Genomic DNA, 13,454 nt, shown 5'->3' on the forward strand with positions numbered 1-13,454 from the left:
CATGCAAGACGAAGAACGAGATCACTACGCCAGTTATAACTCACTGGCTCGCAAACCACTCATGTTTGGCATGCCTATCATCCCTCTCATTACAGGGATGTTGTTGATGCTACTGACTGGTTGGCTTGGGCTGAGTTTCTTCGGAGTAAAAGGGCTGGTTTTTCCAGCCTTTATTGCTTTAGGGCTACTGTATATCCGCATTCGTAGCGAGGAAGACAGCCGAGCCATCGATGACATGAAATGGGAAGCAAAAGGCTTCTTAACTCGCCTTCGCTGCCAGTCCAACACCATTTCATTCACTTCTATCGATAATCACCCATTCAGGAGAAAGCAACATGTCAGCGAATGGTTTAAAAACAATACCCCTGACTGACCTTCCTGCTTATGGCTACCCAATCAATCGAACCATGCTCTCTTTGGATGATTCCAAAGTCATGGCAACCATAAGCCTAAACGGAATACCTTTCGAGTCAGAATCTTACAACACGCTCAAACCTTCCTTTGAGCTCGTGAAAAACATCCTTAGCACCCTCGCCAGAAAGTACGGCAGTCAACTTGCCATTTGGACACACATCGTTAAACGTAAAGAACGCTTTGAAGCCCACTATCGCTTCGAGAGCGACTTCATGCAGCGCTTTTCTGATCGTTACTTGCAAGACTTTTCCGGTGAGGACTTTTTCAGTGTCCGGTACTACATCACCTTTGTACTCAACTACAAAGGCACACTCACCGAAGGAGAAGATGAGCTTGGTGATATTCTCAAGACGGTATCAGCCGCGTTAAAGCGTTTTGATAGCAAAACGCTTGACGTCGGTGACGATCATCGCTGTGAACACGTTGAGTTTCTTTCTTACCTACTCAACTACAACGACCAACCTAAGCCACTTACGTCAGAAAAAGTGCGCAATTATATCGGCCATAGTGATTGGCATTTCGGGCATGACTTGCTCGAAGTTCGCAACGCGAACAACGAGGCCACCAAGTTCGCCACCTTCTTCGAGCTTGATGCGCTACCAATCGCAACAGAAATGGGAATGTGGGATTTCATTTTGAGTCAACCAACTGAGTTTATTCTGACTCAGTCCATGATCTTCATGCAGCCCCTTAAAGCTCAAAAGATGATTGATAGGCAAACCAACTTCATTGAGTCCAGTGACAACGCGGAACATGAATTAGAAGAGTTGCAAGCGGCGAGAGACTATGTTGCCTCCGGCGCGGTCAGCTTTGGAGACTATCATGCATCACTGGCCGTCATTGGCGATTCGCCGGACAAAGTGATCATAGATAGCGCTGATTTAAATGGTCAGTTCCTAGCCAAAGGCACGGTCTTAAAGCGTTCGAACCTCAAGTCTCAGTTCTCATTTTTAAGCGCCCTTCCCGCGTCAAAGATGCGTATCAAACCCTCACCACGAACCATCGCTAACCTTGCCTCGACATGGTCACTGCACAACTACTCAACAGGCAAAGCAACAGGCAATCCGGTTGGTGATGGCAGCGCTATCATCCCTTTAAAAACGCTGTCTAACTCCCTATTCCACTTTAACTGCCACGCCTCGGCAATAGGCAAAAACAATACGGGAGAAAAGAGCGCAGGACACACCATGATACTCGGTGCATCTGGCTCAGGTAAAACGACACTAGAGGCCACACTTACCGGCTTTTTTACTCGCTTTGATCAGCAAATCTTTTGTATCGATTACAAACGATCTACCGAGCTGTTTATTCGAGCGTTTGGTGGTGAATACTTTTCGATTAAGGAAGGCGAAGATACAGGCATCAACCCTTTCCAATTGGAGCATTCGCCAAAACTCGTTAGCTTCTTGAACCGTCTTGTTTGCCGCTTGGCGCAAGACTCACAAGGCCACATCAGCGCTCACGATGAGCAGGAAATCAAAGATGCGATAGATAACGTGATGAACTTTGACGCACCGATGCGCGGCCTCAGTGTGATGCTGCAATCCATTCAAAATCCGGATTTGCGCATGAGGCTCAGCAAATGGTGTCGCAGTGAAAACGGCAAGCTCGCTTGGTGTTTGGACTCACCTCATAACCAGTTCAACCCGCAAGCAATGGATCGTATTGGCTTTGATTCAACTCTGCTACTAGAGAAGGATTCGAGCGGTCATGTTCATCCTGCTAGCGAGCCCGTTCTTGCCTGTTTGTTCTTCTTAAAAGAGCTCATGCAAGAGTCCGGTAAGCTACTGCAAACCATTGTGGAAGAGTTCTGGATGCCAGCGAACTTCCCTCTCACCCAAGCGGTGATGAAACGGGCGTTAAAAACCGGACGTTTAATGAATGAGTTTATGGTGCTGTCATCACAGTCACCAGAAGATGCGATTCATTGTGAAATCTTCCCTGCCATCGTCCAACAAACAGCAACCAAAGTGTACTTGCCTAACCCTGATGCAGAGTATGACGCTTACCAGCAATGCAACCTGACCCAAGGCGAGTTCGACAAACTCAAGGCGCTCGATAAACAAAGCCGAACCATGCTCATTAAGCAATCGAACACCAGTTGTTTTGCAAAGCTGGATTTAGGTGGCTTTGATGAGTTCCTACCGATTATCTCAGGCTCTACCGATGACATTGTGCTGTGTGAAACCATTCGCGCAGAGGTGGGCAATGATCCTGATTTGTGGATACCTGAACTACTGAAAAGGAGATAACCATGCTTAAACGAACCACGCTTGCCCTATGCATTGCATTGGCATTGAACGCCTCAACACAAGCATCGGGTATCCCCGTTGTTGACGTTGCGGGTATCACTCAAATGGTGGTTGATAGTGCACAGCGAGCTCAAGAGTTTACGCAGTCGATAAGCGAAGCTCGTAACCGCCTTAATCAACTCAAAAGCCAAGCGGAGCATTATAAATCGATGGTTGAAGGTCATTATGGGTTCGAAGAAATACTCAGTGACCCAAACCTAAATGATGTGATCGATCTCAGTGCATACAGTGATTTGTATGACGCGGTGGATGATATATCCGACTTACGTTCTGAATTTGACCTTTATTCCGACGACCCCGTGATACAGAGGCGCTACGATATGCAACTGAAGCAACTTCGTTTTCAGGAAATGCTTTATGAGCGCAGTACTGAACGCAATGAACGAATGAGTCATCTACTTAGTCAATTTGGCAGCGCAACAACGCCAGCGGCCAAAGAGGACTTAGCGAACAGCATCAACTTTGAAACCATGCAGATGCAAAACGAGCAACGCATGATGGATTCAATGTCAGACATGCTAGAACGTAGGAAGCAACTTGAAAACGAGCAACAACTTAACAAGCAGTACAATGCCTTTACGAATGGTGATGGCATTGCATTTTAATAAGGAATTACTGATGAAACAGCTATTACCCCTTCTATTCGTATCTGCAATTCTTACTGGTTGTGGGAATGAAACAAAAACTACCGAATATTACTCCCAACACTTAGAAGAAGCTAAAACTGTTCATAGTGAGTGTGAGAAAAGCTCGGCTACACCAACCGAGAACTGTAAAAACGCTCGAAAAGCGCTGCTTGAAAATAGTTTTGACCAATTTACAAATGGGGACGGCATTTCCTATTAAGGGGGCTCTATGTTTGACCTACTTTTCGACTTCGTTCATCAAATAACACAGCAAAATATCGCCAGCTTCGTTGGTGTATTTGCAGCCACTATCACGCCCCTAGTTGGGGCGTGCGTTGTTTTATATGCTATCTACCTTGCATTTCAGGCGCTCTATGATGCTGAGAACATGATGATAATGGAGTCGTTAAAATTCATGGCTTCATTAGCATTCTGTACTACTGTAGCGTTTAACACCTCGTGGTACTTAAACAGCATAGTTCCTATGGTGTACTACTCGGGAGATGATATTTCTAGCTCGCTACTTGGGAGTACAGGAAGCGGGAGTTTGCAGACTATGTTTGAGACCATGTTGAAGCAATTCAATGCTGTATGGGAACAAGCAAATTTTGGATTAACTGACTCGTGGTCTCGCTCTATACTTTTTCTCTTCTCAGCTTGCTTAATCTTACTAGGGTATATGCCCTTTTTACTTGTAGCTACGGCATACCTATTAATTGCCAAGGTCATGGTCAGCTTTTTACTTATACTTGGTCCACTGTTTATCATGTTCGCTTTCTTTCCCTCAACGCGAGACATGTTTAAAACATGGACTGGTCAATGCTTGAATTATGTACTTTTAACCATCGTTTACCCCTTAGCGTTCAGCATTTTCACCCAAACCATCGATTACATAGTATTTAGTGGTGAGGACAAAATGACCCTAAGTAGTATCTTCGTAATGTTTATCTTATTTGGTTGTTGCATCTTAATCTCAGTCCAAATACCTGTGTTCTGTTCATCCCTTTCAGGCGGCGTTGGTATTAACGGCTTAGTCAGCAATATGGGAATGGGAATGCGAAGCCTCAGTAACGCCGCTAAAGGTGGCGCAGGAGCAGCCAAACGCGCAGGGCAAAGCACATACAATGGTGCTAAGTCATTAGGCGATAAGTTCAAAAACCGAATTAGACCAGGCTAACACCTTCCACACACTCTCACCCTAGACACCGCGCCGCTTTACGCGGTTTTTTTGTATCTAAAAAAGGACATTTTTATGAAGACGTTCACCCTATTATTGGTGGCGTGTTTGACTGTGGGCTGCTCTAGCACTCCACCGCCGCCACCGGAGCCAAAAGGCGATATCACTCCGGTTAACCCCTCCAAAGTTAACCTTGCTGATTTGTACACCCAAGGAGACATGCAATGAGCACAACCATCGATTCTGCCTTGGAACACAATCATACCAAGGCCGAGAAAAAAACCACCGCCAAACATCAAAAGCAAGCTGATGCGTACCTCGAACAGATTAAGCAGTTCGAACAAGACCGTGTCGAAATCGCCAAGAAAAACGCGAAAACCGCATGGAAAGTCGCAACGGGCTCTGGCGTTCTCGCTTTAGTTCTCGGCATTGCGATTGTTGTGATGATGCCACTAAAAACCGTGGACTATCGATTGCTCTACATCGATCCACAAACAGGCATGACTCAAATCATTCAACCACTCGCTGACGCAAGAGAAATCACCTACGGCGAAGCGTTAGATAAGCATTGGTTAAATCGTTATGTCATTACTCGTGGCTCTTACCAATGGCAAACCGTTCAAGACGCCTTTGACTACATCAAACTCACCAGTCGTCACGATGTATTCAGCGCTTACAGCACGCAGCTACGAGCTAAGAACTCCCCTGTCGAAGTGCTCAAAGACTATAAGAAAATCCGCTTAGAAGACGTTTCCATTTCGTTCTTGCCAACCCGCCAAGACCAAATGCTCGCGCAAGTGTCCTTCACCAAAGTGGTGCTCAATAGCGACGACACACCAGACACTTCTTACCTACCGACCAAATGGAGCGCCACCGTTACCTTTGATTACCTCAAGGAAATCAAAACGGAGTCGGAGCGCCAACTCAATCCACTTGGTTTCCGAGTCACCAGTTATCAAGAAAACAGGGTGATCCAATGATGAAACAACTGATTGTCTCTTTGGCGTGTTTGATGGCGTTCTCCACTCACGCCTTAACCCTGCCAAAGCATCAAGGCAAAGACCGTCGCATCGTGTATGCAGAGTACGACCCAAGCGATGTGATTGCGATACGCACCAAAGTGGGCGTCGCCACCCTCATTCAGCTCGACAAGAATGAAACCATTGTTGGCGAGCATTCTGGCTTAGGGATGGGTGATGCCGCCGCATGGGGGTTTAACGTGCGTGGTAACAACGTGTTCTTTAAACCTCAAGCCAAGCAGCCCAATACCAACTTAACCATCGTGAGCGATTTGGGGCGCACTTACTCATTTGAACTGTTCACCAATAAACAGCCGTTCTATGTGGTGAAAATGCGTTACCCCAAACCGAAGAAAGCCAGCACAACCTCTCTCAAAGCCCCTTGTACTGATGGAAAATACAACTTCCGTTACGTGAAGTGGGGTGATGAAGAATTAGCCCCCGCTTACGCGTGGGATGATGGCCGATTCACCTGCATGAAGTTTTCTAAAAATGCCGAGCTGCCCGTAATTTACCAAATCAACGCCGACGGCAAAGAGTCGTTAGTGAACTATCACATTGAGCAAGACACCATCGTGATCCATTCGATTGCCAACGAATACCGTTTGCGCCTTGGTGAGCGTGTTTTAGGGGTGCTTTCTCACTTTGTCGAATTCGCTGGCCACAACCAAAAAGCGAGCTCGATTAAAGCCACTCGCGTCATTAAGGAGGACGAACATGAGTGATGACAACACCATCCCAAGCGCTTATGAAAGTGCCAACCTCGACCGTGGCGAGCTCACGGTGAGCGGTCGTAAAAAGAAAAACAAAGCGGTCATTGTGATCGCTTTGGTGATCCTCGCTTTGGCCGTCGTCGCAGTGGGTGTTCTGTTCGCGATTAATCAATTTCGTGAAGCGGAAGTGGAAACAAAGCCCCTACAGCCAGAAACCACTGCCGAGGTGGTTGGCGTTGAAAAAGGCACGGTCGGTAACGACAGTGCTTGGTTTGAGAAAGCCAAACGTGACCATGAAAAAGACAAGGCACAGCAAGAGCGCGCCGCACAGTGGAAGCGAGAACAAGAGCTCAAGCATGCCAAAGCGCAAGCAACGCAGCAGCAACCTGTCACCGTACCTAAAACGGGCGTTCCAGAGCCGAATATCGCAAAGCAACCTTCCACCACATCGAAGCGAGACAAGAACGCGCCACCAACTCCACAAGAGCGTCGCTTGATGGCTGGTCTTATGGTCAACGTTGAAAGTGGCAATGCCAATAGTCAAAGCACATCTGAACCCGCCTCTTATGACAACAGTTATGACGCACCAATCTTCGCGATGGGTCACGCCTCCAAGCGCAAGCAAGGAGGGTTAGACTTTTTGCTGAAACATGGCTCTATCATTCCTTGCGCACTCTACAGTCAGGTCATTTCTGACTATCAGGGCATTGTGATGTGTCGTGTTACGCAAGATGTGTACAGCGCCAATGGTAAAGCCTTATTGGTTGAGCGCGGTTCGCTGCTCACGGGCTCGCAAAATGTCCAGTTAGAAGCAGGAAAAAACCGCGTATTCACAACGTGGGCTGATATCGAGACGCCGAACGGGATTTCCATTCGTATCGATTCACTGGGTGCGGGTCGCCTCGGCGCAAGCGGTAACGAGGCTTGGGTAGACAATCACTTTAAAGAGCGTTTTGGCGGCGCAATTTTACTGTCCTTCCTCGACGATGCTTTTGGCGCACTCGCCGAAAAGGCCGCTTCATCGGATGGGGATATTACCTTTGATAGCTCAACCGAGAACGCCAGCAACATGGCAGAGAAGGCACTTGAGAGCAGCATCAATATTTCACCAACGGGTTACACCCAAATCGGTCAACGCATCAACATCATTGTTGCTCGCGACATTGATATGTCGAGCGTGTACGCCTTCGAGTAACCGCTAAATCTGGTTGGTCTGCGGGATTACATGAATGATCTATGTAAAATTTTAGACCCGACAGGCCAACCACCTTCTCACTTTCACTTCAATACAAGGCTCGCTTTTGGCTGCAATAACGGGCGTAGCGCTTGTTGAGACAAAAGGAGTAACACGCCACGCGTGGATAAAGACTTTGGAGATTGTCCATGGAAACCCCATCTGAATTTGATATCGCGCTCGCGCAGCGCCTTAACATCATCACCCCCAACGTCCTGGCTCATGCCTCACCGCAGTTCGTCAATTATTGGCTTGAGGTGCAAAAGGAAATCGAGCAACGAAGCACGTTCCATACTGCAGAGGATAGTCATGAACACCATCGATAAGGCCGCCACGGTCAATCAATTACTCAGCATGACCGGACTGCGGCACTACTTAGACTTAGAAGGGCTCACCGAGATTGCCATCAACCGACCTAACGAGGTGTGGTTTGACCGTGGTAACGGTTGGGAGCGGGACGCGCTGCCAAACTTGTCATTAAACATGTGCAGCAACCTCGCGAAAGCGTTAGCCACTTTCGCAGGGCTGACCATTCCTCTCGGTGAAGCCAACCCTGTCGCCTCGGTCATTTTCCCCGATGGCGAGCGCGGCCAAATTGCTATCCCACCCGCCACTGAAAACGGCATTGTCAGCATGACCATCCGAAAGCCTTCCCTCACTCGGTTTGCGCTGTCGAGCTACCAAGAAAGCGGTCGCTTCTCTGGCTTTAGAGAAATGGATGTAAGCCGTGTTGAATTAACACCGGTTCAAGAGCAGCTGCTCACGCTCAAACAAAATGGCAACATGGCGCAATTCTTTAGCATGGCAGTAAAGAGCAAGCTCAACATCTTGCTCGTCGGTGGTACCGGTTCGGGCAAAACCACCGTCATGAAAGCGATGGTGGACGAATACCCCATCGATAAGCGCCTCTTCACCATTGAAGATGTGCATGAGCTCGACTTACCCAACCATCCCAATCACCTTCATCTGTTTTACAAACAAGGCGGCTTAACCCCGAAACAAATCATCGAGTCATGTATGCGAATGAAGCCCGACCATGTGTTGTTGGCCGAGCTGCGCGGGGATGAGGCATGGACGTACCTTGAAATGCTCAACACCGGACACGAAGGCTCAATCACCACCATTCACGCCAACGACTGTTATTCCACACCCGCACGACTGGCGGGATTGGTGAAGCAATCCGAAGTCGGCCAAACACTCGATTATCACCACATCATGCGAACCATTCGAACCAGCATTGATGTGATTGCCTTTTTCAAACACACTCACCTCGTCGAACTCTTTTACGACCCCGTCGAGAAGAACCGACTGTTAAGCGAGGGCTAAATCATGGCGCTATCGAAAAAGAAAAAAGGAATATTGTTCGCCATGTTCCTTTTTTTTACCCTGCTGTGCTTCATTGGTGGCTTGTACGGTGGCGGCGCTGCCTATTACAAACTCACCCATATTTCGTTAGAGCACCTGACGTATTACAGCCTCTTTGACCAGTGGCAAGCCTACCACCACAACCCTGACATCAAGAAGTTCTTGGTGATTGGGGTAGCCGTAAGTATCACTATTACTTTATTTCCGACGTTGATGGCTATCGTGATAGCCATTGCCAGCCAAGAAAAAGAAGAAATCCACGGCAGTGCGAAGTTCGCGACCGATATGGACTTGGCGAACTCAGGTCTTTTCCCTGACCCGAAAGCCAAGAACAAAAAACCAAGCATCTTATTAGGCAAGATGCCAACAGGTCGCTTTAAAGGCCGTTTTATCGAGCTAGAGAGCTCGCAGTTTGTTGAAGTCCCAGCCCCAACGCGAAGCGGTAAAGGGGTTGGCATCGTTATCCCCAACTGCGTGACCTATCCTGACTCGTTAGTTTGTGTCGATATTAAGTTCGAGAACTTGGTCAAAAGCGGCGGGTTTCGTCAGCAATGCGGCCAAGACGTTTTCTTGTTTGCGCCGGATGGATATGCCATCGATGAGCAAGCGCGAGAGCGCGAAGAGCTTCGCACCCATCAATGGAATCCTTACGACTACGTTCGCAGAAGCCCCGTATTTCGAGTGAGCGATGTGCTCAATATTGCTAACAGCTTATACCCAATTTCTGGGGATAAGGGCGATATTTGGAACGAGTTGGCGGGTAAGCTATTTAAGGGGCTCAGTTGTTGGATGCTCGATACCGAGTCTATTACAGGCATCACGCCCTCTTTGCCCTACGTACTGAAACTTGGCGGCATCGAGGGCGGCCTAAGAGCGTGGATGCGCCGAGAAATCAAAAACGAATACGTCTCAGACGATGCGCGTTTTGAGTTCAATAACTGCTTATCGATGGCCGAAGACACCTATTCGAGCGTCGAAAGTAACTTACTCAGTCCATTGGCGATATTCAGCGACCGCGTCACCGCAGCTGCCGTCAGTGGCTCGGATTTTGATTTTCGCGAGCTGCGCAAAAAGCGCATGACCATCTACGTCGGTTGCCAGCCCGCCAACCTCAAAAACTTCGGAAAGCTGTTCAACTTGTTCTTCGAGCAGCTGATTTCTGAAAACACCCGCACCCTTCCTGAACATGACGACACCCTGAAATATCAGTGTTTGGGTTTGCTCGATGAGTTCACTGCCCTTGGCAGAGTCAAGCAAATCGAAAAAGCAATCAGCTACACCGCTGGTTACAACCTGCGATTTTTGACCATCTATCAAGACGAAGGCCAACTCGAAGAAGTGTATGGCCGTGAGAACGCAAAAAACATTCGTAAGAACCATGGCGTCAAGGTGGTGTACCCACCGAAAGAAGTGGACGACAACGTTCGCCGCCTCTCTGACACCTTGGGTACCAAAACGGTGAAAAAGCGCAAAGTCAGTCGCAGTACGGGCAAAGGCTCAAGCCGAACAACCAGTGAAGATGAGCTGAAACGCCCGTTGATGATGCCGCATGAAATTGTGGAGCTTGGCTTTGAAAAGCACCCTGTTGCCAAAGAGCTCGGTATCAAAACCCTGATTTTGAAAGAGAACCAACGCCCCTTCATTGCAGAGAAAATCATCTACTTTGAAGAGCCTGTGTTCGCTGAGCGAGTGAAATACTCCGAGGCGAATATCCCTGAAATCCCACGCCTTAAACTCCATTGAGGAACATCCCATGAAACACAAACTGTTTATGGCCGCTATCACAGCGGCTTTTTTATTGCCGATTCAACCCGCTTTCGCTGCAAGCGACGATGAATGCGCCATTTGGCTTTGTCTTCCGACAGGCTTTCCAAGTGGTTGCAGTGGCGCCAAGAAAGCGTTCGTAAAGCGCATTAAGAAGTTCAAGCCTCCCCTCCCAAGCTTTACGTCTTGTTTGTTTTCCGGCGATGTCCCTATTGGCACACCGTCGAATGATACCGACATGTTTGCTCGCGATGGCCGCGCCGCCTACATCCCACCACGCGTTGAATGCGTGAAGTGGGAAACAGGCAAAGACTGGAGCCGATGCAGTAAAACAGAGGTTCGACCGAGCCAAATCATTAAAGACCAGAGCTGCCATGTAAACCACAAACAAGGGACTTCAAGCCCAAAATATTGCTCACATACCATCAGCTACGTTGAGACGTTCCAAGATGGTGAGCAGTACGGGGAAACCTATTACTTCGATAACGCAGGAAACACGTACATCGAAGGCTCAACCGAACACTAGGAGGCACTATGATCGTTTATATCGCGGAGAAACCCTCCCTTGCCAAAGCCATCTTCGAAGGGTTAGGTGGCAACCCGCAAACGCAGCGAGGGGATGGGTTTTATCAACACAAAGAGCATGTCGTGACGTACTGTGTTGGACACCTTTTAGAGACTTATGATCCTGACGACTACGATGAGAAGTATGCGAAGTGGACGTTTGATGATTTGCCTATCTCGACAGTCTACCCGCCGACCCTCAAACCCATCCCAGACACTAAAAGCCAACTTCAAACCGTGCTTAACTTCATCAAGAAAGCCGACACGATTGTTCACGCTGGCGACCCTGACGACGAAGGGCAATTGTTGGTTGATGAGGTGCTTAACTACGCAGGAAACACCAAACCCGTTCAGCGCCTATTGGTCGCTGACTTGAACCTTGCTCCGGTTCAAAAAGCACTGGCGAACATGGAGCCAAACGAGAAGTACGTTCCCCTTGGTATGAGCGCTCTAGCGCGTTCTATTAGCGATAAGAGCTTTGGGTATAACCTAACGCGGGGTTGTACCTTAAAAGGTCGTGAGAAAGGCTTTCAAGGCGTGCTCAACGTAGGCCGCGTTAAAAGTGCGGTCATGGGTTTGGTGAATGAAAGAACGCTGGCAAACCAAAACCACCAAAAGAGTTTCTATTACGATATTTATGCGCAGTTTGAGTGTGGCGAAAATCGCATAAAAGCGAAGTACAACACCAAAGAGAGCGATCAGGTTGATGATAAAAAGCGTTTAATTTCAGCATCTAACGCGAGCTTCATTCAAGACTCTGTGACCAATAGACAAGGACTGGTGACATTGGTCGTCACTAAACCCGAAAAGAAGCACGCACCACAGCCATTAAACCTTTCTACGCTGCAACAGCTTTGCGCGAAAAGTTACGGCTACAGTGCTGAAAAAACGCTGAGTATTGCCCAAAGCTTGTATGAGACGCACAAGCTCTTAACCTACCCTCGAACGGACAATCGCTTTCTTTCCGACGAACACTACTATCAAAGCAGTGATATCCTCGTCGCCATCGGCGCAACCTACCCTAGCCTCACCGACTCGATTACCAATACCAATGTTGATATGACGCGCAAGCACAAGGCATTCAACACCGATAAAATCGAGGCGCACCACGCCATCATTCCGACCACAAAACACGGAAACCAAGCCAGCCTAAACAAAGAAGAGCGACAGGTTTATGAGTTGGTTTCTCGTTACTTCATCGGTTTGTTTTACCCAGAGTCCATTCGAGATAAAACCAAAGCCATGTTTGAAGTCGAAGGCTACCAGTTCAGCGCAACGCAAAGCGTACTCGTTGAACAGGGATGGGAAGTGCTGCACAGCGAAGAGAAGGAAACCCAAAGTGACCATGATGGGTTTGACTTAGCCACGCTTAAATCAAACACAGCAACCACCTGTGTCGAAAGTGAGGTTGAACAAAAGGAAACCAAGCCACCGAAATTGTTTACGGAATCAACACTGTTGGCCGCAATGACCCGCGCCGCCAGTTTCATTGATGATCCAGACCTTCGCGCCAAGCTGGAAGCTAAGGACAAAGACAGCAATGACCGAGGCAGTATCGGAACGGAGGCAACCCGCGCCAGCATCTTGAGCCAGCTTGCTGCAAACACCGAACTCATCTCGATTGGCGAAGAAAAAGGTTACAAGGAGAAGGTTTGGAGAACCACCAAGCAAGGCCAAGAGCTTTGTGCCGCGCTTCCTAACGAAATCATCAAACCCGATATCTCTGCGATATGGGCAGAGAAACAAGCCTTCGTTAAGGCGGGTGAAATGTCAGTCGAGGATTTCATTGCCGATGTAGACAGCTACATTACAGAGCGCACCAATGACCTAGACAAGAACGGCATTAACATCACTTCGAACACCGTCCCTTGCCCTAGTTGCGGTAAGCCCTTGTACAGACGCAACGGACGAAATGGTTGGTTTTGGTCATGTTCTGGTTATCCAGAATGCGATAAGGCTTACCCTGACCTACAAGGCAAACCTGACTTTAGGCCAAGGATTAAACCTGTTGTCAGTGATCACAAATGCCCGACTTGCAGCAAAGGTCTAATACGCCGCAAATCACCGAAAGGAAAAGGCAAATACTTTTGGGCGTGCTCTGGCTATCCAGACTGCACCACCACGCTCTTTGATCGCAAAGGCCGCCCTAACTATGAAAGCGCTAAAAGCAGCTAAAAGAAAGCCCCGTTGTCTATTGGCGACGGGGTTTTTTAGGGTCACACTTGATTAATATCAGCATTCTGTGGACTCGTATTGGAGTTATAAG

The 13,454-nt window shown here is 48.2% G+C and carries 14 protein-coding genes; all 14 read left to right on the forward strand.

Going from position 1 to position 13,454, the window contains the following annotated elements; genetic code table 11:
- Position 1 precedes the first annotated feature (1 nt).
- The 14 genes from KIT90_RS09070 (at position 2) to topB (ending at position 13,363) form a co-directional block, all read left to right on the forward strand.
- Positions 2 to 373 carry a conjugal transfer protein TraD gene (locus KIT90_RS09070; RefSeq protein ID WP_285376345.1) on the forward strand — a complete coding sequence of 124 codons (372 nt, stop codon included), beginning with the start codon at positions 2 to 4 and terminating at the stop codon, positions 371 to 373.
- Positions 336 to 2,666: a conjugal transfer protein TraE gene (locus KIT90_RS09075; protein WP_285376348.1), complete on the forward strand. Its 2,331-nt coding sequence runs from the start codon at positions 336 to 338 to the stop codon at positions 2,664 to 2,666. Before KIT90_RS09070 ends, KIT90_RS09075 begins: the two co-directional genes overlap by 38 nt.
- A 2-nt stretch (positions 2,667 to 2,668) precedes the next feature.
- Complete coding sequence (locus KIT90_RS09080) at positions 2,669 to 3,331, forward strand: type IV secretion system protein (protein WP_285376350.1); 663 nt, start codon at positions 2,669 to 2,671, stop codon at positions 3,329 to 3,331.
- 13 nt (positions 3,332 to 3,344) lie between these two features.
- Entirely contained in the window at positions 3,345 to 3,572 is a 228-nt protein-coding gene (locus KIT90_RS09085; RefSeq protein WP_042605785.1) for an EexN family lipoprotein, read from the forward strand.
- A 9-nt stretch (positions 3,573 to 3,581) separates the two neighbouring features.
- The gene (locus KIT90_RS09090) at positions 3,582 to 4,529 is read left to right on the forward strand and encodes a type IV secretion system protein (RefSeq protein WP_285376353.1); all 948 of its coding nucleotides are present in this window, start codon (positions 3,582 to 3,584) and stop codon (positions 4,527 to 4,529) included.
- 75 nt (positions 4,530 to 4,604) lie between these two features.
- Positions 4,605 to 4,757, forward strand: coding sequence for a hypothetical protein (locus KIT90_RS09095; RefSeq protein ID WP_021018376.1), 153 nt, complete (start codon positions 4,605 to 4,607; stop codon positions 4,755 to 4,757).
- The gene (locus KIT90_RS09100; protein ID WP_285376356.1) at positions 4,754 to 5,509 is read left to right on the forward strand and encodes a virB8 family protein; all 756 of its coding nucleotides are present in this window, start codon (positions 4,754 to 4,756) and stop codon (positions 5,507 to 5,509) included. Before KIT90_RS09095 ends, KIT90_RS09100 begins: the two co-directional genes overlap by 4 nt.
- Positions 5,506 to 6,273 carry a TrbG/VirB9 family P-type conjugative transfer protein gene (locus tag KIT90_RS09105; protein WP_285376358.1) on the forward strand — a complete coding sequence of 256 codons (768 nt, stop codon included), beginning with the start codon at positions 5,506 to 5,508 and terminating at the stop codon, positions 6,271 to 6,273. Before KIT90_RS09100 ends, KIT90_RS09105 begins: the two co-directional genes overlap by 4 nt.
- Entirely contained in the window at positions 6,266 to 7,456 is a 1,191-nt protein-coding gene (gene virB10 / locus KIT90_RS09110; RefSeq protein ID WP_285376361.1) for a type IV secretion system protein VirB10, read from the forward strand. Before KIT90_RS09105 ends, virB10 begins: the two co-directional genes overlap by 8 nt.
- 188 nt (positions 7,457 to 7,644) lie before the next feature.
- A complete protein-coding gene (locus KIT90_RS09115) occupies positions 7,645 to 7,821 on the forward strand; it encodes a hypothetical protein (RefSeq protein ID WP_285376363.1) in 177 nt (58 codons plus the stop codon).
- The gene (gene virB11 / locus KIT90_RS09120) at positions 7,805 to 8,821 is read left to right on the forward strand and encodes a P-type DNA transfer ATPase VirB11 (protein WP_285376365.1); all 1,017 of its coding nucleotides are present in this window, start codon (positions 7,805 to 7,807) and stop codon (positions 8,819 to 8,821) included. The genes KIT90_RS09115 and virB11 overlap by 17 nt, the downstream gene beginning before the upstream one ends.
- A 42-nt stretch (positions 8,822 to 8,863) precedes the next feature.
- Entirely contained in the window at positions 8,864 to 10,603 is a 1,740-nt protein-coding gene (locus KIT90_RS09125; RefSeq protein ID WP_285376366.1) for a type IV secretory system conjugative DNA transfer family protein, read from the forward strand.
- 10 nt (positions 10,604 to 10,613) lie between these two features.
- Positions 10,614 to 11,150 (forward strand): conjugal transfer protein TraL, encoded by a 537-nt coding sequence (locus KIT90_RS09130; protein WP_285376367.1) that lies wholly within the window; start codon positions 10,614 to 10,616, stop codon positions 11,148 to 11,150.
- An 8-nt stretch (positions 11,151 to 11,158) separates the two neighbouring features.
- A complete protein-coding gene (topB, locus tag KIT90_RS09135) occupies positions 11,159 to 13,363 on the forward strand; it encodes a DNA topoisomerase III (protein WP_285376368.1) in 2,205 nt (734 codons plus the stop codon).
- The last annotated feature ends 91 nt before the right edge of the window (positions 13,364 to 13,454 follow it).

It is taken from the genome of Vibrio sp. B172a, from assembly GCF_030248355.1.
Lineage (GTDB): Bacteria > Pseudomonadota > Gammaproteobacteria > Enterobacterales > Vibrionaceae > Vibrio > Vibrio owensii.